23 protein-coding genes and 1 riboswitch are annotated in these 21,764 nt (G+C 36.8%); of the genes, 13 read left to right on the top strand and 10 right to left on the bottom strand.

Translation table 11 applies throughout. The features are described from left to right. Positions 1-222 precede the first annotated feature (222 nt). The 3 genes from DF281_RS10505 to DF281_RS14755 all read left to right on the top strand — a co-directional run bounded on the left by DF281_RS10505 (position 223) and on the right by DF281_RS14755 (position 1,349). Positions 223-795 (top strand): YpjP family protein, encoded by a 573-nt coding sequence (locus DF281_RS10505; RefSeq protein ID WP_109350217.1) that lies wholly within the window; start codon positions 223-225, stop codon positions 793-795. A gap of 117 nt (positions 796-912) precedes the next feature. Then, the gene (locus DF281_RS10500; protein ID WP_109350216.1) at positions 913-1,197 is read left to right on the top strand and encodes a DUF3139 domain-containing protein; all 285 of its coding nucleotides are present in this window, start codon (positions 913-915) and stop codon (positions 1,195-1,197) included. Beyond that, the gene (locus DF281_RS14755) at positions 1,194-1,349 is read left to right on the top strand and encodes a hypothetical protein (RefSeq protein WP_166636120.1); all 156 of its coding nucleotides are present in this window, start codon (positions 1,194-1,196) and stop codon (positions 1,347-1,349) included. Before DF281_RS10500 ends, DF281_RS14755 begins: the two co-directional genes overlap by 4 nt. Positions 1,350-1,373: 24 nt before the next feature. Here DF281_RS14755 and DF281_RS10495 read toward each other — a convergent pair whose 3' ends face one another. The 3 genes from DF281_RS10495 to DF281_RS10485 form a co-directional block, all read right to left on the bottom strand. Beyond that, positions 1,374-2,120, bottom strand: a complete 747-nt coding sequence (locus DF281_RS10495; RefSeq protein WP_109350215.1) for an amino acid ABC transporter ATP-binding protein — start codon at positions 2,118-2,120, stop codon at positions 1,374-1,376. Between the two features lie 11 nt (positions 2,121-2,131). Continuing rightward, a complete protein-coding gene (locus DF281_RS10490; protein WP_109350214.1) occupies positions 2,132-2,791 on the bottom strand; it encodes an amino acid ABC transporter permease in 660 nt (219 codons plus the stop codon). Between the two features lie 79 nt (positions 2,792-2,870). After that, the gene (locus DF281_RS10485) at positions 2,871-3,650 is read right to left on the bottom strand and encodes an amino acid ABC transporter substrate-binding protein (protein WP_109350213.1); all 780 of its coding nucleotides are present in this window, start codon (positions 3,648-3,650) and stop codon (positions 2,871-2,873) included. A 188-nt stretch (positions 3,651-3,838) separates the two neighbouring features. Between DF281_RS10485 and DF281_RS10480 the strand changes: the two genes are divergently transcribed. Beyond that, positions 3,839-5,113 carry a hypothetical protein gene (locus DF281_RS10480; protein WP_109350212.1) on the top strand — a complete coding sequence of 425 codons (1,275 nt, stop codon included), beginning with the start codon at positions 3,839-3,841 and terminating at the stop codon, positions 5,111-5,113. 48 nt (positions 5,114-5,161) lie between these two features. On the opposite strand, the gene DF281_RS10475 is transcribed toward DF281_RS10480, so the two are convergent. From DF281_RS10475 to DF281_RS10465, 3 genes are all read right to left on the bottom strand, one after another. Further along, on the bottom strand, positions 5,162-6,445 hold the full coding sequence (locus DF281_RS10475) for an MFS transporter (RefSeq protein ID WP_109350211.1): 1,284 nt from the start codon (positions 6,443-6,445) through the stop codon (positions 5,162-5,164). Positions 6,446-6,928: 483 nt separating this feature from the next. After that, positions 6,929-8,215 (bottom strand): MFS transporter, encoded by a 1,287-nt coding sequence (locus DF281_RS10470; protein ID WP_109350210.1) that lies wholly within the window; start codon positions 8,213-8,215, stop codon positions 6,929-6,931. A gap of 854 nt (positions 8,216-9,069) precedes the next feature. Then, complete coding sequence (locus DF281_RS10465) at positions 9,070-10,044, bottom strand: aromatic ring-hydroxylating oxygenase subunit alpha (RefSeq protein WP_109350209.1); 975 nt, start codon at positions 10,042-10,044, stop codon at positions 9,070-9,072. A 219-nt stretch (positions 10,045-10,263) separates the two neighbouring features. Between DF281_RS10465 and DF281_RS10460 the strand changes: the two genes are divergently transcribed. Both DF281_RS10460 and DF281_RS10455 read left to right on the top strand, forming a co-directional pair. Continuing rightward, entirely contained in the window at positions 10,264-11,601 is a 1,338-nt protein-coding gene (locus DF281_RS10460) for a uracil-xanthine permease family protein (protein ID WP_109350208.1), read from the top strand. Positions 11,602-11,725: 124 nt separating this feature from the next. Then, complete coding sequence (locus DF281_RS10455; RefSeq protein WP_109350207.1) at positions 11,726-12,685, top strand: thymidylate synthase; 960 nt, start codon at positions 11,726-11,728, stop codon at positions 12,683-12,685. 15 nt (positions 12,686-12,700) lie between these two features. On the opposite strand, the gene DF281_RS10450 is transcribed toward DF281_RS10455, so the two are convergent. Then, positions 12,701-13,021 carry an SLAP domain-containing protein gene (locus DF281_RS10450; protein ID WP_109350206.1) on the bottom strand — a complete coding sequence of 107 codons (321 nt, stop codon included), beginning with the start codon at positions 13,019-13,021 and terminating at the stop codon, positions 12,701-12,703. Positions 13,022-13,214: 193 nt separating this feature from the next. Here DF281_RS10450 and folA point away from each other — a divergent pair, with 193 nt between their 5' ends. Together folA and DF281_RS10440 are read left to right on the top strand one after the other, a co-directional pair. Then, entirely contained in the window at positions 13,215-13,682 is a 468-nt protein-coding gene (gene folA, locus DF281_RS10445; protein ID WP_109350205.1) for a type 3 dihydrofolate reductase, read from the top strand. Positions 13,683-13,734: 52 nt separating this feature from the next. After that, complete coding sequence (locus DF281_RS10440; protein ID WP_109350204.1) at positions 13,735-14,793, top strand: CAP domain-containing protein; 1,059 nt, start codon at positions 13,735-13,737, stop codon at positions 14,791-14,793. 39 nt (positions 14,794-14,832) lie between these two features. Here DF281_RS10440 and trhA read toward each other — a convergent pair whose 3' ends face one another. Beyond that, on the bottom strand, positions 14,833-15,471 hold the full coding sequence (gene trhA, locus DF281_RS10435; protein WP_109350203.1) for a PAQR family membrane homeostasis protein TrhA: 639 nt from the start codon (positions 15,469-15,471) through the stop codon (positions 14,833-14,835). 201 nt (positions 15,472-15,672) lie between these two features. Between trhA and DF281_RS10430 the strand changes: the two genes are divergently transcribed. The 5 genes from DF281_RS10430 (at position 15,673) to msrB (ending at position 18,999) form a co-directional block, all read left to right on the top strand. Next, on the top strand, positions 15,673-16,512 hold the full coding sequence (locus DF281_RS10430; protein ID WP_109350202.1) for a DegV family protein: 840 nt from the start codon (positions 15,673-15,675) through the stop codon (positions 16,510-16,512). A gap of 84 nt (positions 16,513-16,596) precedes the next feature. After that, positions 16,597-17,370, top strand: a complete 774-nt coding sequence (locus DF281_RS10425; RefSeq protein ID WP_240605544.1) for a GDSL-type esterase/lipase family protein — start codon at positions 16,597-16,599, stop codon at positions 17,368-17,370. A gap of 77 nt (positions 17,371-17,447) precedes the next feature. After that, on the top strand, positions 17,448-18,029 hold the full coding sequence (locus DF281_RS10420; RefSeq protein ID WP_109350200.1) for a YpmS family protein: 582 nt from the start codon (positions 17,448-17,450) through the stop codon (positions 18,027-18,029). Between the two features lie 18 nt (positions 18,030-18,047). Beyond that, complete coding sequence (gene msrA / locus DF281_RS10415) at positions 18,048-18,584, top strand: peptide-methionine (S)-S-oxide reductase MsrA (RefSeq protein WP_109350199.1); 537 nt, start codon at positions 18,048-18,050, stop codon at positions 18,582-18,584. Further along, positions 18,574-18,999, top strand: coding sequence for a peptide-methionine (R)-S-oxide reductase MsrB (gene msrB / locus DF281_RS10410; protein ID WP_109350198.1), 426 nt, complete (start codon positions 18,574-18,576; stop codon positions 18,997-18,999). The genes msrA and msrB overlap by 11 nt, the downstream gene beginning before the upstream one ends. 53 nt (positions 19,000-19,052) lie before the next feature. Here the strand turns inward: msrB and DF281_RS10405 are convergent, their stop codons facing one another. Beyond that, positions 19,053-20,228: an aminotransferase class I/II-fold pyridoxal phosphate-dependent enzyme gene (locus DF281_RS10405; RefSeq protein ID WP_109350197.1), complete on the bottom strand. Its 1,176-nt coding sequence runs from the start codon at positions 20,226-20,228 to the stop codon at positions 19,053-19,055. Next, positions 20,221-21,348 (bottom strand): aminotransferase class I/II-fold pyridoxal phosphate-dependent enzyme, encoded by a 1,128-nt coding sequence (locus tag DF281_RS10400; RefSeq protein WP_370447837.1) that lies wholly within the window; start codon positions 21,346-21,348, stop codon positions 20,221-20,223. Before DF281_RS10400 ends, DF281_RS10405 begins: the two co-directional genes overlap by 8 nt. Before the next feature lie 66 nt (positions 21,349-21,414). After that, positions 21,415-21,515, bottom strand: a riboswitch (SAM riboswitch). Positions 21,516-21,764 lie beyond the last annotated feature (249 nt).

The following is a 21,764-nucleotide window of genomic DNA, read 5'->3' as shown; positions in this document are numbered from 1 at the left end:
AATAATTAGTCAGTAATACAAAGTGACGTCATATAAGCAAGTAAAGCGAGAAAACCAAGACCAATAATAATTGATGACATAGTAAAACTCCCTTCAAACGGTTTTGTTTTCAAATATCTCTATGATTATTGTACAATGGAATGGACAAAAGTAAAACTATTAGTTTCCAAAAATATACTATAATGACAAAAAACTTTCAAATTCAATGAAGAGGGTGATTTTATGAAACAATGGATTCAGAAATTTCTAGTATCTGCGGTAGCAGTTGTAACTTTAGGGGTTATTACACCCAGTCATACAATATGGAATAACTTATTAGAAGATCAAGCAAGTGCGAAATCTCAAAATTACGGTGAAACTCATTCCACTTACATAGAATCGAGTTTTGAAATACCTTATCAGGAAGTGGATTTAATCTCGATTGCGAAAGAGCAATCATATGAAAAATTCGGCACAAAAGTAGGGCCAAAAATTCAAAATGAGTTTGACCAAGTTATTTTCCCGAAAATGCAAGAAGTGATGGATCAAGTGTTAGAGGATTTAGATGAACAAGAAAAACAACAAATTGCCATTACAGAACGACCAAGTGGTAATTATTCAGAAAAAATGTTCAATGTGTACAATGAAGCAACTGGTGAAGATATCATTCGTTTCCATGTTCGTACAGAAAATAGACCATTGGATGGGTACTTTTATAATTTCCACTACCACTTAGCAGATGATGATTTTGCCAAACACCATGATCTAGGCGATGTTTACTGGAGTAAAAACACACCACCAAAATGGCTGTCATAATTGAATAAATCGAGCGAGATCGTATTTCTTTTGAAATAGGATCTCGCTTTTTTAAATGGTATAACATTTTTTTGAAATAATGGTATAATAAGTATATGATATTGAAAGGGGTAAAGTATGAAAAAATTAGGCATATTTATTGGAGCAGTAGTCATCATTGGCTTAAGTGTTTGGGGCTATGTAGAATTTAAGAAATATTCGGCGAAAAACGCAGTACAAACCTATCTAATCGAAGAAAAAAATATCGAAAAATCAAATATTGAGGAATTGGATCCTTTCATCGCTAATCTAGCAGGGGATAAAAACTGGTTAGTATATGTAAAATTGAAAAATGACAGTAAAAAATACTACTATTACAAAGATAGCGACAAAGATCAAGTCGTTTTAGAGTCCGCAGAATGAAAAAACAACTAATTATTGCCGGATTGTTTTTTGTCGTAGCATTGATCCTCATTTTCACATTCATTGAAGCGGGTAAACTACAAAGTTTATTATTAGCAGTTACCGTTTTAATCGCAATTTTAATAGGAAACTACAAGAAAAAGCAGCTCTGAAAGTAATCAGAACTGCTTTTTTTCTTATTGATAATTCTTACTTAGGAAAGCTTGTGTACGTGGGTGTTGCGGATTGTCGAATATTTGTGCTGGTGTACCTTGCTCGACGATTTCGCCGCCGTCCATGAAGACGACACGATCCGCTACTTCCTTCGCAAAGCCCATTTCATGCGTAACAACAATCATTGTCATATCATCTTTCGCAAGATCCTTCATAACATTCAATACTTCGCCAGTTAGCTCTGGATCTAAGGCTGATGTCGGTTCATCGAATAGTAATACTTCTGGTCGCATCATAAGCGCTCTAGCAATCGCTACACGCTGTTTTTGACCGCCTGATAAACTACCAGGCATCGCGTCCGCCTTATCGGATAGACCGACTTTTAATAAGTAATCATCGCTCATCCTATGAAGATCTGCTTTTGCCATTTTTTTCACAAGTTTTGGGGCCATTTCAAGATTTTCACGCACCGAGAAGTGAGGGAATAAGTTGAAATGTTGGAATACCATGCCCGTTTTTGCTGTAATTTTTTGAATTTCTTTCGCTTTTGGATACTTACCATTTTCAGCAAGGTAAGCGCCGCCGATTTTGATTGAGCCACCATTGATTTCCTCGAGATGTACTAAGCTGCGTAGCATCGTACTTTTCCCTGAACCAGAAGGGCCAATCACTGCTACAACTTCATTTTTCTCTACAGAAAATGTAATGTTTTTTAATACTTCATTTTGTCCAAATGATTTTTTTAAACCGTCAATTTTGATAATAGCCATGATTTTACCTCCTATTCAAATGAAAATTTTCTTTCTAATAATTTGAAAATAAATGTAAGTATTGCTGTTAATAATAAGTAAATCGCACCTGCGACTACGAATGGGAAGAAGTTTAAGTCACGATTTACAGCTGTTTGTGCATAGTGTAGTAATTCAGGAACTGCTACCGCGTAAATTAAAGCTGTATCTTTCATTAATGTAATTGATTCATTCGCTAATGAAGGTAAAGCGATTCGGAACATTTGCGGAATGACAATTTTAATTAAAGTTTGGAATTTATTTAATCCTAAAACGCGCGCTGCTTCATATTGGCCTTTATCAATCGCAAGAACTCCACCTCTAAAGATTTCCGCGAAATAAGCTGCATAGTTTAAAATAAATGCGATACTTGCTGCTGTAAAACGATCTAATACTAAGTATTCACCAATGCCAGGGAGCACAGGAAGACCGAAACATACGACAATCAGTTGTAGTAATAGTGGCGTACCACGCATTACATACACGAATGTGTGAGCGAGCCATGAAAGTGGTTTAAATGCACTTTTTTGTGCAAGCATTACGACAAAGCCAAGTGGTACAGATACGACAATTGTAATAAAGAATAGTAGCAATGTCATTTGAGCCCCAGTTAGCATGGGTTTTAATATAGATATGAAATATTCAAAGCTCATCATTAGTCCTCCTATCATTGTGAAAAGAAAATCGACCAGTGCAAGAAAGCTACACTAATCGACTTCAGATCTTCATAAATTATTTTAGTACTTTGCTTTCTCCAAACCATTTTTTAGAGATTTCTTCTGCAGTACCATTTTCGTTCATTGTATCTAATGCTTTTTGTAGTTTTTCTAGTAAATCTTTATTATCTTTTTTAACGCCAACACCGTATTGTTCAGGTGCTAATGATTCATCTAAAACTTTGAATGAATCTTTCTCTTTCTTCATATAGTAATCAATAACAACTTCGTCAATGATGACAGCATCTGTACGACCAGTTTTTAAGTCATTTAATGCAGTGACATTGTCCTTGTATTCACTTACGTCTTTTACATCTTTTTTGATTGGGTTGGCATTTAATGCTTCAGAAGCTGAAGATTGTGATTGTAAGCCAAGTTTTTTACCTTTTAAATCATCTAATTTAGCGATTTTAGAATCTGCTTTCGTTACGACAACTTGTGCATTTTCTAAATAAGGTTTAGTGAATAATACTTTTTCTTTACGATCATCAGTAATTGTATAACCATTCCAAATTAAGTCGATTCGGCCACTTTGTAGTTCTGCTTCTTTCGTAGACCAATCAATCGGTTGGAATTTTACTGTGTAACCCATCTCTTTTGCTGCGGCAGTCGCATAATCAATATCGAAACCGACTAGTTCATTCTTGTCATCTCGGAAGCCCATTGGCGCGAATTGATCATCAACACCGATTATTACTTCTTTTTTGTCTGCGCCTGATTTAGAATCATTACCACAGCCAGCAAGTATGCCAGTTAGTGCTAGTAAGAAAACTAGCATTACGCCAAATTTTTTCATTGTATAAGTCCCCTTCGTCATCAACACTTTAGTCTGCTAATGTATTAGTATGTGAATCTATTATAACACTAAGATTATTTGTTAATCAATAGTAATTTTCATGAAAAAAAGCGGGTGAAATCGTCATTTACATTTACTTCTATCCATTCGTTTGTTACTGTAAGTGTATTAAATAATAGGAGGAAAGTATGAAAAAGTCATTTACAGCTAGTGTATTAGTTAGCACATTGTTATTAACTGGTTGTACAACTTCGACAAAGGAAACAATCGGTTCAGCAATGAAACAAGAAGCAAACGTAAACTATCAACTTTCCGATAGTTTAGTCGTTAATCATATAAAATATCAAAGCGCGAAACAATATAGAAGTGAGAAGAAGCAGCAAATCACGAGAGAAATAAAAGAATTTGTAGAAAAAGAAGGCTATGCGGAGTTTGGTTATAATAAGGAAGGTTTTAATAGAAGGGGCTATAATCTAAACGGTTTCGACCATGAGGGCTATGACGAGTATGGCTATAATATTAATGGCATCAAGGCTTCAGGCACTGATGTGGACCGCAAACCTTCTACTTTCAAATCACCGTATGATGTCTTTGGTTTTAATAAAGATGGAATAAACGAAGAAGGTTATGACCGATTTGGCTATGGCAAAGACGGCTATAATCAAGATGGATTCAATAAACTCGGTGAATCGAAAATCAAAGGGGAACTTTCGATTAATGATTATAATAGAAGGAAATGGGATGATATTTCGACGCAAGAGCTTCTAACATTTGATTTGTTATCGACAGAATACGACAAGCGAATCCGAAATAATAAGAAATTAGAGAAGCTATATTATTCGGAGTCGATGCATCCATTTAGCAAGGAATCGCTTGAAATTAATTTCCTACATAATTCATTGCCAGTCATGATCGATGAACTGACGCGTGATATTAAGCTTGAGCGTGTTGGGAATTTGAAAGTCGAGCATCTGAACAATCGCGATGAATTATTCATTTTCGAAACGGAAGATGGCGAATCGTTGGAACTGATCAATGACGAAAAACTTCTTCCGCGGCAATATGAATCAAGATGGCAGGAAATATCAGCTTTAAAAGAAGGCGACAATATACTGTTAGAAGATGCGGATGGTTTTTCGGAGGAATTCACACTTCATAAAAAGCAAAAACTTTCTGAAGCGCAGCAGAGCTATTTAGATGTAGCTCGTTTAGCGATTAAAGATAGTAAAGGGAAGTGGGGGGAAGCTTCTATTCAATTAGAGTTCCTACTATTAAAAGCGTTGGATCAATCGAATGAAGAAACGCAATTAACGAAATCGATTTTAGAGAAAATCTATTCCGATAGCAAAGTAGATTGGCCGAAGAATTACTTGTCTGATACGAATGTGAAAATCGAAAAATTTGATGCAGAGCAAAGAGAACAATTTATTCATGAAATAGTTGATACAATGATGGCTAAATAAGAAAAAGGAAAATCATGCGTTAAAACGCCGATTTTCCTTTTTTGTATACTATTTTTTGATCGTGATCACTTCTTCTTCCATTAAACCAGCAGCAACTAGTTTCTTACGTCCTGCAAACGCCCAAATTAGTAGAAGAATATTTGCTGCGAATAATACAAGTAACACGATTAATGAAGAAAAGTACGAACCAGTTAATTCAAACATATAGCCGTAGACTGGTAGTGCCACAATCCCTGCAATCGCAAGGCCAATCGCAGCGGTAGAGTAAATTTGTGCATAATCTTTCTTCCCAAAAAGTGCTGAAGTTAAAAGCGGCGTTAAAGTACTTAAAGAAGGAATGATGAAACCGAAAATACCAACACCGATCATAAAGAGTACCGGATTTGTCGGGTTGAATAAGAACATTAATACAGGAACCATGCCGAGTAACATCGCAAAGATGGCTGTATTTTTCGAACCGAACTTGTCAGCTAAGATACCAAATGAAATCGCCCCGACTAAAAGCCCGATTTGCATAATACCTAGCGCATTCCCTGCGAATTGAATCGTAAATCCATTATCCATCGCGAAAGCCGCAAAATGTTGGCTAAATGATGAAATGGATGTAATGAAAAAGAAGAAGAGGAATAATGCCACGAAAGCACTCGATTTCTTAGCATTCGCAAATGACACACCTGAAATAACTTCTGTTGTTTCGTGTGCTTCTGTAGGTGTTTCTTCTGCACCTAATGGTAGTAAACCTTTATCCTTTGGTGCGAATCGAATTGTCAAAATAATAATCGGAATAACGATGATCGTTACGACACCAGCTAAAATAAAGTACGTATTACGCCATCCTTGATCCGCAATTAAATTACCTGCTGCTGGTTGGAGAATGGCCCCAATAATACCACCCGTCGCACTAATGATCCCAAGCGCTAACCCGTTATGCTTCTTAAACCAATTGTTTACGAGTACGGGCCCTACAATCTGCGTTAAAAATACCGAACCGACAGACATCGGAATACAGAAAATATACCAACCCCATACAGAGTTCATTAGACCGAACGCAGCGAATCCACCACCTTGCAGTAGCATCGCAATGATTAAGACAACGCGCACATCATATTTGGCAATGACTTTACCAGCAATCGGTAGGGTGATCATTGTCGCGATGGAAGCGATTGAGAAATATAGCGATAAGCTGCCCATACCGATGCCAAGCTCTTTTGTGATCGGAATTAAAAATAGACCTCCTAAAGTGGTAATCCCTGCTTTGTTCAAACCAACGATTAATGCGACACCAATTAAAATAATCCATGCATAATGAAATTTCTTCTTCGATTGACTCATTCACATAACCCCATTCTTATTAAATATTCACAATAGTCTTTATAATTTGAATATTACAATATACTGACTTGGGTGTCAATAAATGTATTTATACTACGAAAATAAAAATTGTTTTATTTTAATAGAAGGAAATAGGAGGAAAAACCTTTAATCTGTATGTAAAATAAGGGACAGAATCGTTCATTTTAAAATCAAGATTGGAATGGAAAGAAGTTTAAAAATTATATCTATATAGTTTAAAACAGAAAATGAATACAAAAAGCACCGATTAGAACGAGAAAATATCGATCAGTTCTAATCGGAGTTTTTTGTAATATGAATTCATATTGTAAAAAAGTAAATATAGAAATGAAAGTTTCTATCTAATCTGTACAACAACACCGTCACAGTTCACTTTATGTGAAAGTATGAACAGATGAATAAAATATATCAAAATAACGAAAAGAAAACCCCTACTTTGAAATAGTAGGGGTAGTACAGTTCTTATTGTTTTGTAGTTGTTTCGTCTTCCCAAGCACCTGATTCGACAAGTTTCTTCTTGCCCATGAATGCCCATAGAATCAAGAAGATATTTGCGATTAATAGTACAAGTACAACGATAATTACTGAGTAGTAAGAACCTGTGATTTGGTACATGAATCCGTAACCTGGTAAAGCTACGATTCCTGCAACAGCTAAACCAATTGCTGCAAGTGAGTAAATTTGAGCGTAATCCTTCATACCGAACAATGCAGAAGTTAATAGCGGTCCAAGTGTACCAAGTGAAGATACGACGAAACCGAAGATTGTAACAGCTACGATGAATAATGTTGGGTTTTCAGGAACTAGTAATAGGATTACCATTGGGATAATACCTAATGCCATTGCGAAAATTGCAGTGTTACGTGCGCCAATTTTATCAGCTAATACACCGAATGATAATGCGCCGATTACGATACCAAGTTGCATAATACCTAAAGCAGTACCAGCAAATTTAATGTCGAAACCGTGGTTTAAAGCGAATGGAGCTAAATGTTGACTGAATGATGCAATTGAAGTAATCAAGAAGAAGAATAAGAATAATCCAACGAAAGCACTTGATTTCTTAGCATTTTTGAATGATACGCCTGATAAAGCAGTTGGAGCAGCAGGAGTATCTGAATTTTCATCCACTTCGTCTGCACCTAATGGTTGTAGACCTTTATCTTTTGGAGCGAAACGAATTGTAAAGAATACTAATGGAACTACGATTACTGTTACAAGACCAGCTAGGATGAAGTAAGTGTTTCTCCAACCTTGATCTGCGATTAAGTTACCAGCTGTTGGCTGTAAGATTGCACCGATGACACCACCAGTTGCTACCATGATACCTAATGCAAGACCGTTATGTTTTTTGAACCAGTTGTTTAATAGAATAGGACCTGCGATTTGAGTTAAGAATACTGAACCGATTGACATTGGGATACAGAAAATGTACCAACCCCATACAGAGTTCATTAAACCGAATGCAGCGAAACTACCACCTTGTAATAACATTGCGATGATTAATACTGCACGAACATCATATTTAGCGATGATTTTACCTGCTAATGGTAGAAATACCATTGTAACGATTGATGCGATTGAGAAGTATAAAGTAAGACTTCCCATACCGATACCTAGATCATCAGTGATTGGTGTTAGGAATAAACCGCCGGCAGTAGAAATACCTGCTTTAGTTAAACCAACAGTTAAAGCAACACTGATTAGGATGATCCAAGCATAATGGAACTTTTTCTTGTTGTTTTTCATTATGAACCCTCTTTTTCTATATACTTTTATATGCAATTTGCTAGTACAAATTGCACTACTTAATAATAATTACATGATAAATTACTAATTTGTAAGGTTCATACTATATGAAGACCTCGACTCAATAGTAAGCATGAACAAAATTTGTACTATTCTTGTTCAAGTATTGCAACAGCTGATTGCGAACCAAATGTTACAGTATCGTGAATGCAGTGTCAATAGTATGTGAAGTAGTAAACACAAGAAGGAAAAGGGTTAAATACTAAATACAGGTAATCAAAAATATACTCACTACTTTCACTTTAAAATATTTTAGTGTTAAAATATTCAACCGCAATACATTAGTTAATTAATGTATAAATGTAAACAACTGTCGAATCATGTCGCAATGTATTGATTTCAGTAGATTCTCAATAAAGGATATAAGTATTCTTATAATAGTAAAGTTGAATATTAAATCTAATTTATGAATATATATTCATAAATTAGAATAATGAAAATAGATCATTTTGATGCTCACCCCGGGGAAAATATAATAAAAAGCAACCTTAAAAAACATTAAAAAAATTTTTATTTTGTCGATTTTTTCTCGTAAATGTTGTTGACTTCTGTAAAAAAACGAAAAAACAAATACTCTAATTAGAGTAACCATTGAATAAAAAATTTATATACTATATTGAAAAAGTAGTCAAAATAGAGTAACAATAAAAGGGAATTCTCAATTAGAAAGGGTTATTGTTATAATAATGAGGATAAGAGTTTGAATAAGGGGGAATAGTAGCTGCATAAGTGGATAAAAAATAGTAATTAGTAGAAAAATGTCGAACCACTTTACGCAGTTCGACAATAATTTTTTACTCTACACCTAAAACAACACCAAGTTTTTTCAAATATTGGCGGTATGCGATGCTAAGACGATCAAATTTCAATGAAAGTTCAGCTTGCAGATCTAATGGAAGTTCTTCAGGCTTTTGATTTTCTACAATTGGCTTATCTTGTGAGAAGATCATATCTTGGAATGCGACGATTTCTTCATCCGATTGACCAGTTTCATAGTTGAATGAAAGAATACCGTAAGCAACTGATTTTAAGTCTTCAACAGGCTTGATTGTTAATAGAATCGTCATCTTCGTATTATTCGTAGGTTCTTCTTTCGTGAAACGAACGGTTAGTGGGCGCAGAATTTCGTAAGTATATAGGACATTCTTCGCTTCCCCAGAACCGTCTGGATCCGGTTGATACACTTCGATTGGTGTTGTATATAGTCGATCATTTTCTGAAACGACACGGTAATCACCGATGACAGGCTTATCTTCCACCCCTAGGAAACCAACGTGTACGAATGCTAAGTGACCTACATCAAGGAAGTTTTCTACAATACGAGGTGGTTTCGCTTCAACTGATTGAGGTCCCCAAATAACATTGCGGAATTCGCCGCCAGTTGATTCTTTATATGGAAAGAAGTCCGGATTATTATTATTAATATTTACCCAAATGAATCCGTAAGCAACTTTACAACCGTATTTAAATGCTTGCGCTTTTTTAGAAACCTGTGTTCCTTCAGGCAATTGTGGAATTTTCGTACATTGGCCATCATCGCCATATTCCCATCCGTGATACGGACAGACAAGTTGATCATCTTTTACGCAACCTAGTGAAAGCGCTGCGCCACGGTGAACGCAAAGATCTTTAAATGCATAAACCCCTTTACTATTTCTAAAAAGAACAATTCGCTCCCCAAGAACGATTTGCTGTAGTGGTTTTTCTGTTAAATCAGATTCTCTACAAGCGACAACCCAATCATCTCTCAATACTTTGTCTTCAATCATTTTGTTCGACTCCTTAAATTAAGTAATATACATACATTTTATAAGATGGATTCTTGCGAGTCAATACAAAACACGAACGATTATTGAATAACTTTTGAAAAATGTATGTATTTACAGTTTACAACATTGCGGATCGTATGTATAATTCAAATATAGTTTTTTGAAAAACGCGTGTTAATAGCATTCTTATGGATAGAATAGGATAAAGGGGAAATTGATGTGGTAAATGAAACAAAAAACACGAACGATTTCGTTGGGATCAATGAAAAGATAGGATGGGGTAGAGCATTCCTTTTAGGAACACAGCATGTATTAGCGATGGACTTATATATTGCACCAATTATTATTGCTGGTATGCTCGCATTAGGAAATGATACGTCATTCTTTATTCAAATGTGTTTCTTAGCAGCTGGGATCGCAACATTGATTCAAACATTAGGTGGGCTTAAATTACCTGTCGTACAAGGGCCGTCATACATTCCAATCGGCGCACTTGGGGCAATCGGTAGTAAATTGGGACTCGGCGCAGTATTTGGTGCATTATTACCTGGTGCATTATTGATCGCATTATTAGGTTACCCGCTAAAAGTTTTTGCTAAAACAGTGAAGAAAATCATTCCACCATTAGTAGGCGGAACTGTAATTGTCATCGTCGGAATTTCGTTGATGCCAACAGCTTTTGGTAGCCTGTATGAGGGCGATGTTAAATCAAATATAATCATTTCATCTGTCACAGCAACTATATTAGTAGCGCTAATGCTGCTAGGTAGAAAAAACGGTGGCGCAGGAACATTTTTCCGTCTTACATCCGTTGTCATCGCCATAGCAGTAGGGACAATTGTCGCAATGATGTTTGGTACAGTAAGTTTCGCAAAAGTTGCGGAAGCAAAATGGTTCTCTTTGCCAACAGCATTCCCATTCGGTAAGCCAGAGTTCAATCTTCAAGCCGTTTTAACAATGGTCTTTATCTATTTTATTATTTTAATCGAAACGACAGGCACTTGGTTCGTAGTAGGGACTGTCACAAATGAGAAGTTAAATGAAAAACGTTTAAATAAAGGGGCAGTCGGTGAAGGTCTAGGTTGTTTAGTTGGTGGCGTAGTTGGCAGTACACCAATGACGGGCTATTCTTCAAATGCGGGGATTATCGCTTTAACAAAAGTAGCGAGTAAACGTGCCATTATTGCGGCAGGTATCATTCTAGTGCTGCTTGGCCTAATGCCGAAGTTGGCAGCGCTTATCACTTGTGTGCCGCTGACTGTTATTAATGCGATCTTCGGAATTGTCTGTGTCGCGATTATTATGAATGGTTTAAAAGTAATCCAAAAAGTGACGATTAATGACCGTAATATGATGGTCATCGGTATTCCAATTTTACTAACAATCGGTACAATGGGCATACCAGCAGATGTGATGAACTCGGTACCACCATTTGTGAACTACATCCTATCTTCAGGAACTGCAGTAGGTGCAATCGCCGTATTAATTTTAAATCTCATCATTCCTGCGTCAAAAGAGGATAAAGATGAAGCAGAAAGAAATGCGATTACAGAATAATGACACGGAGCCAATCGTATGATTACGTTTGGTTCTTTGCATTTACACTCGATTTTGTATAAAACTAAGAAGTATTGAAGGAATTTTGTTATAATGGAACAAAAGATTTTAAGGGAGTTTTGATATGATCAATCATGTAGATGAAGCTTACTTAAAGCTTTGCCAATATATTTTAGATGAAGGAAATGCGAAAGGCGACCGCACAGGTACAGGTACTTGGAGTACATTTGGTTACCAAATGCGATTCGATTTACAAGAAGGATTTCCGTTATTAACGACTAAAAAAACAGCGTTCCGATTAATTGCCACTGAATTACTATGGTTTTTAAAAGGCGATACGAATGTCAAAACATTGATCCAACAGCGTAATCATATATGGGATGAGTGGGCGTTCGAAAAATGGGTGACGAGCGATGAATACGAAGGGCCAAATATGGATCATTTCGGTAATCGTGCAGCGAAGGATGAACAATTCGCGGTCATTTATAAAGAACAAATGTCGATTTTCCAAGAGAAGATTTTATCAGATGATGATTTTGCCGCAAAATATGGTGATTTAGGGCCTGTTTACGGTAAGCAATGGCGTTCATGGCCAGATGCTGAAGGCGGCACAATCGACCAAATTAAAAACGTCATTCATTCAATCAAAAATAATCCGAATTCGCGCCGACATATTGTCAGTGCATGGAATCCGGCTGAAGTTGACGATATGGCTTTACCACCATGCCATACATTGTTCCAATTCTATGTCGCAGATGGCAAATTATCATGTCAACTTTACCAACGTTCGGCAGATGTATTTTTAGGTGTACCATTCAATATCGCTTCATACGCATTATTGACGCATTTGATCGCAAAAGAATGTGATTTGGAAGTTGGGGAGTTCATCCATACATTAGGGGATGCACATATTTACAAAAATCATCTGGATCAAGTAAATGAGCAGCTATCACGCGAACATCGTGCATTGCCAACGCTTCACTTAAATGAAGAGAAAACATCGATTTTCGATTATGAAATGGAAGACTTGAAAATCGAAGGGTATGACCCGCATCCGAGCATTAAAGCTCCGATTGCTGTTTAAATAGAAGGAACTGCCTCAATCAACTTGGGCAGTTCCTTTGTTTTTGTAAATAAAACACCATGGTGTAGAGGTTTTCGGTGGTATGATGAGCTTTGGAATCGTGAAGAAATCGACATTGTTTTCATAGGCGACTTCAGTATGGTTGAATAATAAAAGTTGATCACTGCGATTATGAATTAATAATGTAATCAATGTATGCCCTCGGTGGTTGGTCGTTGATTTATAATGTGAGTAGCGTTCCTGTGAGTCCTTCGTATCCTCAAATAATTGAGTGATTGCTTGTCGGTCAATGGGTGCGATCGCGTTTTCCCATGTCTTTTCAAATGATAAGTTCATTTTATCTCCTTTAGACCCATGAAAATAATAAAATTTATGAGTCGATTGTTGTGACTTTATTTTTGACTACGATGAAATGCCTAATCCTACTGAAAAAAATTGATTTTTCTACTATAATATAAAAGATGCATAGATTTACAAAAAGATGTTTGTTCTCTATGCATATTGGAAATTAGTATATGGAGGTGAAAATATGATTTCGTTAATTGTAGCACATGATGTGAACAGAGTAATTGGATTAAACAATGAAATGCCGTGGCATTTGCCAGGTGATCTCGCTTATTTTAAAAAGATGACGATGGGTAAGCCAATTATTATGGGTAGAAATACGTTTGAATCGATTGGTCGACCGTTACCAGGTAGACGTAATATCGTCATCACGCGTAATAAGGCATACAGCGCAGAAGGAATTGAAGTGGTGCATTCTTTAGAGGAAGCATTAACTTTAGTACAAGCTGAGCCAGAAATAATGATCATCGGTGGTCAGCAAATATTTACAGAAGCATTACCAATGGCCGACCGTTTATACATTACAAAAATTGACCATTCATTCGAAGGGGACACATTCTTCCCTGCGTATGAAGGATGGGCTGAAAAGACTACAACTGAAGACCATAAAGGTGACGGATTTACTTTCCGCTACACAATTTATGAAAAATAAAAATCACTTTACTACTTTTGTAGTATAGTGATTTTTTTATGGAGGAATTTAAGTGAAAAAAGTATTGAAACATATGACATGGGCAATTTTACTCGTTAGTTCAATTTTATTAGTAGAGATGGATTCGAAAGCAGCAACTAAAGCGCAAATCAAAGGTGCAACAGCGACGAGCGTAACACTAGGTACAAATTTTGATGCGAAAAAAGGGGTTACTGCGACCGATTCTAAAGGAAAAAGTGTAACGAAGAAAATCGTTGTAACAGGTAATGCGAACACGAATAAAAAAGGGACATATTATTATACATATAAAGTAAAAGTCTCATCAAAACAAACTTTAACAGTAAAAAGAAAAGTAACAGTTAAGGCAAAATCATATACCGTAAGTAAAACAACAAGACAATTTGATGAACCAAAAGGTATTGGCCGACATGCTGCATTGAAAAAGGGAACGAAAGTATCTTTAATTCAAAAAGGTTCAGCTGGTTGGTATAAAACTTCAAAAAACTATTGGATCAAGAGTGGATTTGTAGGGGATTATATTTATGTAGGGAAGAAGGAAAAGTTATACGCAAGTTCTACAAGTAAAAGTACTTCAAAGTATGCGGCTTATGGTATTCACAAAGTGACAACTTCTTCAACGAAAGCAAATCGTATTAAAATCGCATCTGGTTGGATGGCTAATCCTGCATTTGTAGATGATTATGCGACAAAAGGTGACGAAAAACAGCAAGCAGAAATTTTGAAACTTGTGAATAAAGAACGTGCAAAACATCAGTTAAAGCCAGTCGTATTAGATGAAACTTTAAGTAAAATTGCGATTATTCGTTCAACGGATATGATCGATGGTAAATATTTTAGCCATACTTCGCCAAAATACGGTCCATTCTATACTTTAGTTCAGCAATCGAATTATCCTTATTGGGCATTAGGGGAAAATATTGCGGCAGGCGCGAGTTCGGGCAGTCAGTATATGCAAATGTGGATGAATTCATCAGGCCATAGAGCGAATATTTTGAATGCACGCTATAATCGCATCGGCATCGGTGTCGTGAAAAATAGTAAAAATGATTTTTATCATTCAGTAGCTACACAAGTATTTGCACAGAAATAAAAAAAGCGACACGCATTCATTTGCGTGTCGTTTTCCTATTTATACGTAACCAATAACACAGAAGAACATCATCGCGCTACCACCTAGTACAAATAAATGCCAGATTGCGTGATTGTAAGGGATTTTACGGTTGGCATAGAAGTAAGCGCCGATTGTGTAAAGTAGTCCGCCTGTTAGTAATAACCAGAATCCCGTCATTGTAATATGTGCCACGATTGGTTTGAATGCGAAGATGATGACCCAACCCATCGCGATGTAGAATACTAATGACAATGCTTCATATTTATGAATGAAGAAACATTTGAATAAAATACCGATAATCGCAAAGCCCCATTCAAGTCCGAAAATTGCCCAACCAAGTTTGCCGCCGATTGCCAGTAAAGCGAATGGTGTGTAAGTACCTGCGATTAAAATGTAAATGGAAGAATGGTCGATGATCGAGCAAACTTTCTTCATTTTTTCAGGTACACTGTGTAATAATGTAGAAGCTAAAAATAGTAAAAGCATTGAAATGCCGAATACGATGAAACTGACCATATATAATGGAGAGTTAAATGTCCCCGCTTGTAAAATAAGTAATACGAGAGCTGGAATCGCTAGTATAAAACCTAGACCGTGTGTAATCGCATTCCATAATTCCTCTCTTTTCGTTTTATAATCTTCAGTTGCACTGTGCATAATGCATTCCTCCTTCAATTTATTATGTGTATTTCGATTAATTTATGTCTTTTATATGATAGTATTATTATCTAATGAAACAACTTCAAAAAGAATTGACATTTGTCACGTGTATATCATGACAAAAGAAAGTAAAATAGAGTTATAGATAACTAATTTAACATTAAAAGAACTATACAGAATTCAAAGGATGTGCAAGTAATGGGTAAAATTCATATCGTTACAGATTCAACAAGTGGTATTAGTGAAGCAGAAGTAAAGGCTTTGGATATTCATATCGTCCCTTTAACTATTCAAATGGATGGAAAAACATATATCGACCGAATTGATGTAAAACCAGAAGCATTTTTAGATCAAATGGCTACATTAAAAGATTTGCCTAAAAGTTCTCAACCCGCTGTGGGCGTATTTGAGGAATTATTCAATGAATTAGGAAAAGACGGCGATGAAGTTCTAGTGATCACGATGACTGGTGGTATGAGTGGTACGAATAAATCAGCAGAAGCTGCAGCAGCGATTAGCGAATCGAAAGTTACAGTAGTAGATTCTCGCTTCATCTCTTATGCATTAAGTTTCCAAGTAATTGAAGCGGCTAAAATGGCGCAAGCAGGAAAATCAATGGAAGAAATCGTAGCGCGTCTGGATCATGTCCGTGCAAATACACATTTATTCGTAATTATTGATACGCTTGAAAACATGGTAAAAGGTGGACGTATCGGTAAAGCGACTAGCTTAATCGGTTCACTTCTAAACATTAAACCAATCGCTAACCTTGCTGGTGGCGAATACAATTTAGTATCAAAAGTACGTAGTTACAAATCGGCTGTAAAATACTTGAGCAAGCAGTTTAATGAAGATACTGCAGGCAAAAAAGTGCTTGGTGTTGGAATTGAACATGCGAATGGCTTGAAAATGGCAGAACCTTTAGCTGAATTTATTAAAGAAAATCATTCAGATGAATTGAAATTTGGCTTTACTTCACCTATCATTAGTACACATACAGGCTCAGGAGCAATTGGATTCAGTTATTACACAGAGTAATCCGATTTTCAAGAAGAGTTGTCTTTACGCAAAATGCCTAAGGACAACTTTTTTTTATCAGAAACATGTAAGAGGAGGATTTTGGTGAAAAAGATAGGCATCATTTCATTACTGACGGTTTTCTTACTAGCAGCTTGCGGAGAATCGAGTGGCGTTTTTGAGAAAAATTTAGAAGATCGTCCAATCGATTTAGTTGCTTTAGGTGACTCGCTCACAGTAGGTGTTGGTGATGAAGAGGGGAAACAAGGATATGCAGGACGATTTGCACATTCGATGGAGACAGAGATGGATGGCGTGAAAAGCGTACATCTAATCGAAACCGCAAAAAAAGGTAGACGATCAGATGAATTAGTCGAACAATTAAAGAGCGGTGAAGTCAATGATTCTTTGAAAAAAGCAGAGTTCATCACACTGACAATTGGTGGCAATGACTTAATGAAAGTTGTAAGAGAAAATATTACAGACTTGAATAAAGAGTCATTTGATCAAGAGAGACCACTTTATAAAGAGCGCTATGCCGAGATATTCCAACTGATTCGCAAACAAAATAAGGAAGCGCCGATTGTGGCGATTGGTGTGTACAATCCTTTGACTGTATATACGGATGATCCTTCACATTTTGAAGAGATTTTAAAAGAGTGGAATGGCGATATGAAGGAAATTGTCGAAAAAGACGCACATAGTATTTTCATACCCGTTGAGGATCTCTTTATTACAAATGATGCACAAGTTTATAGTGAAGATTTCTTCCATCCAAATGCAAAAGGCTATGGAAATATGAATAATCGCATATTTGAAACATTGAAAAAAGCAGATTTAGAGAAGCTTTCAGATGGGAAATTAAAAATTAAAGAATAATAGCACGTGGATTGGTGTTTTTGAGAGGAGAATTTTATTAAGTTGAAATCCTTTGAACGCTTAATAAAAGTGAGTATATGAATAAATGGAAAGTATTATTTTTAGGATTGCTAGCAATTGTCGTATTAGGTATTATTTCGATCCTTGTATTAGTATTTACAGGGAATACGGATATGAAAAAACCAATGCCGACCGAACATAAAGGGAATGAATTCTCGATTTCGACGAAACCACAGGATTTTGAAAATTTAGCGAATAAATTCATTTTTGATGCAACAGAAGGTAGTAAAGTACAAGTGGAAATGGCTATTGAAGATGATGTGAAAATCACGAGTAACGTTGATGCATTAGGGGTAAATATACCAATAACATTAGATTTTGATCCAGAGATTGATGAACATGGGAATTTACTTTTACATCAAACAAACGTCTCTGTTGGAAAGCTAAATATACCAGCTCAAACGGCATTGAAATTAGTACGCGATAGTGCAGATTTACCGGATTTCTTAACGATCCAACCGAGCGAAAAAACGGCGTATATTGATTTAACAGCAATTGACATTCCTTTAGGCGATTTAGCGGAAGGCCATATCAAAGCGAAGACATTTGATTTGAAAAATGATAACATAGAGTTGCAATTAATTATTCCTCAAAATTGATAAAAAGGAGTGAAATCGATGGCTACTGAAAAAGCAATGTTTGCAGGTGGTTGTTTCTGGTGTTTAGTAAAACCTTTTGATAAAGAGGAAGGGATTATTAAAGTTTTATCTGGTTATTCTGGAGGCGATAAGCCAAATCCGACATACGAAGAAGTATGCCTTGATTTGACTGGTCATTATGAGGTTGTCGAAATAGAATATGATCCAGAAATTTACCCATATGAGAAAATTTTAGATAAGTTTTGGCGAATTATTGATCCGACTGATGAAGGTGGACAATTCTTTGATCGAGGTAGCTCGTATCGTACAGCTATTTTCTACAATTCTGATGAGCAGAAGCGCCAAGCAGAGAAGTCGAAAGCGGATTTACAAGCTTCAGGCAAATTTAATAAAAATATTGTAACGCCGATTATCGCAGCGAAGGAATTTTATATAGCGGAAGAATATCACCAATATTACTACCGCAAAAATCCAGTTCATTATGAGAGATATGCGCTTGGTTCTGGCCGAGCAGATTTCCAAGTGAAGCATTGGGGGAATAGAGATGGCAAATAAGGAAGATCGTTTAAAACAATTATCACCGATGCAATTCCATGTAACACAAGAAGAAGGTACTGAACCACCTTTCCAAAATGAATTTGATCAGCACTTTGAAGAAGGCATTTACGTGGATATCGTATCAGGCGAAGCATTATTCTCATCTTCTGAAAAATTCGATGCAGGTTGTGGCTGGCCAGCGTTTTCGAAACCGATTGTCAATCTACAAGAGAATTTTGACGAGCGATTCGGCATGCGACGTACGGAAGTAAGAAGTAAAGAAGCGGATTCACACTTAGGGCATGTATTCCCTGATGGTCCAGCTGATCGTGGCGGACTTCGCTACTGCATCAACTCAGCATCTTTACAGTTCATCCCAAAAGACGAACTTGCTGAAAAAGGCTATGAACAATATTTATCACTTTTTAAATAATTGAAAGCAGTAGAACACTCGATGTGAAGTTGAGCGTTCTACTGCTTTTTTGATTACTTCGTATAAACCGAACTTGCGACTTCTAACGCTTGCGAGAGGTCGGCGATTAGGTCGGACACATTTTCCAAGCCAACAGAAAGTCTTAGTAAACCATCTGTGATGCCGCGTTTTTCACGTTCAGCTTGTGGAATGGCTGCGTGGCTCATAGTAGCAGGGTATGACAGGATAGATTCAACGCCACCAAGGCTTACGGCGAAAATCGGAACTTGCATTGCTTCTACAAACGCTTTTGTAAATGCGCGATCTGGTAATTTGAATGATAGAACTGCACCTGCAGAAGTACATTGCGCTTGATGTGTTTTATAGCCTGGATGTGAAGGTAATCCTGGGTAGTAAACGTCTAGTACATCATCTTGCTGTTGTAAAAACTGTGCGATTTTCAACGCGTTTTTTGACGATAATTCCATTCGAGCCGATAGAGTTTTAATACCTTGAATGATTGAAAAACTATCATGTGGACTCAACATTCCGCCAAGTCCATTTTGAATTGTATAAATTGCATTGCCGAGTGTTTCATCTTTCGTAACAGCTAGGCCGGCAATCACTTCACTATGCCCACCGAGGAATTTTGTCGCACTATGCAAGACGACATCTGCCCCTAAGTCTAAAGGCTTTTGGTAAAGGGGGGTCATAAACGTATTATCGACGAATGTTTTCACATCATATTTCTTCGCTAATGCAATAACCGCATTCAAGTCTGTAATACTCAACAATGGGTTGGCTGGTGTTTCAGCATATAATACCTTTGTTTCGGGGCGTATGGCGTTTTCAATTGCATCAACATCTGTGAAATCCGCAAAACTATGCGTAATGCCAAAACGAGGTAAAATAGTCGTCACTAGGCGATAGGTTCCGCCATACACTTCATTTGTTACGACAATATGATCGCCAGCGCTCAATGTAAGCAACGCGGCAGAAATTGCGCCAATACCTGATGCGAATGCAAATCCGCGCGTTCCACTTTCAAGTTGAGCAATCGTTTTTTCAAGCGCATCTCTCGTCGGGTTGCCAGAACGACTATAGTCGAATGGCCCGAATGAATCGAAAGACTGTTGATCAAAAGTGGATGAAGCATAGATGGGGACATTGACCGCACCCGTTTTCACTTCATAATCATGTTTTGTAGAGCCTGTAATCAGTGTAGTTTCTTGATGTTCCGTTTTAGTCATTGATGAGTACCTCGTTTTCTAAAGTTTTAAATACTTGTTGTAAATCCGCTAATAAATCTTCAGCTTCTTCAATTCCGACTGAAAAGCGTAATAATGCATCATCGACACCACGTTCGATTCGAATATGTTCAGGAATATCCGCGTGTGTTTGTGTTGTTGGATACGTAATAAAGGATTCAACGCCACCTAAACTTTCAGCGAAGGCGATCAGTTGTAAGTTTTTTAAGAATGGAGCAATCATCGCGCCCGATTGAAGTCGGAATGACACCATGCCCCCAAGTCCCGCATAAAGGACATCTTTGACAAGTGGGCTATTTTCTAAAAATGCGACCATTTCTTTCGCGTTGAGCGTGTGTTGCTTCATACGTAAATGCAATGTTTTCAAACCTCGCAGTAAGAGCCAGCTGTCAAAAGGGGAGAGTGTCATGCCAATGGCGTTATGTTGTTTAAAGAGTTTTTCGCCTAATTCAGCGCCTTTTGATACGACTAACCCTGCCAATACGTCATTATGTCCACCAATATATTTTGTGCCACTATGAATGACAATATGTGCGCCGAGTTCAATTGGACGTTGGTAGTAGGGCGTTAAAAATGTGTTATCGACAATAAGGAGTAAATCGTATTTCTTCGCAAGTTCAGCGCATTTTTCAATTGGAATTTCCTGCATTAATGGATTTGTCGGCGTTTCAATTAATAGCGCTTGCGGTTTCTCCGTCATGATTTGTTTTTCTAAAACGTCGAAATCCGAGAAATCATTGAAAATTGCTCGAATACCATACTGTGTTTCATACTGCGTTGCTAATCGATATGTGCCACCATATAAGTCTTCTGGATAAAGAATGGTATCGCCACTTTTGAAAAGTGATAGTACTAGATGAACGGCGGCCATACCGCTACTACAGGCAAAACAATCATCCCCAAATTCAAGTTTTGCGAATTCATCTTCTAATACGGTGCGCGTCGGATTCTTCGTACGCGTGTAATCATAGCCCGTCGACTCTCCTAATCCCGCATGACGATAAGCGGTCGATAAATAAATAGGTGTGTTAATTGCCCCCGTTTTTTCATCAGTACGTGTACCTACTTGAGTTAATAAAGTTTCGATTTTTGTCATCTTCATCATCCTTTTTATAATATAAAAAAAGTTCCCTTCTATATAAGAAGAGAACTCAATTTCCGAGTTTCCTTCTTATCTCTAAAGACCATGTCTTTTGGATTTAGCACCTTTCCGTGAGGAGGTTGCTGAGATTTCATAGGGCCATTTCCCTCCATCTCTCTTGATAAGAAATCTATTAAGTTTGTAGGTAATACGTCATTTATTGGAATTTTACCATGTATGACCGAGTAATACAATAGGATTAAGTGAAATATTCTGAATTTTCATCTTTTTTCCGAGAAAATAAAAAAAGAGGCTCTGTGTCAAATGTTGGGGTGAATGAAATTGGATTTTCAATTTCATTCACCTTTTTTTAATTCAGCCCAGATGTAAACCAACCTTCTTATACTTGATTGCTAATAGTATTTTGGCTCTAAATC

It is taken from the genome of Kurthia zopfii, from assembly GCF_003143955.1.
GTDB lineage: Bacteria > Bacillota > Bacilli > Bacillales_A > Planococcaceae > Kurthia > Kurthia zopfii.
This window is presented reverse-complemented; position numbering and strand designations above follow the sequence as displayed.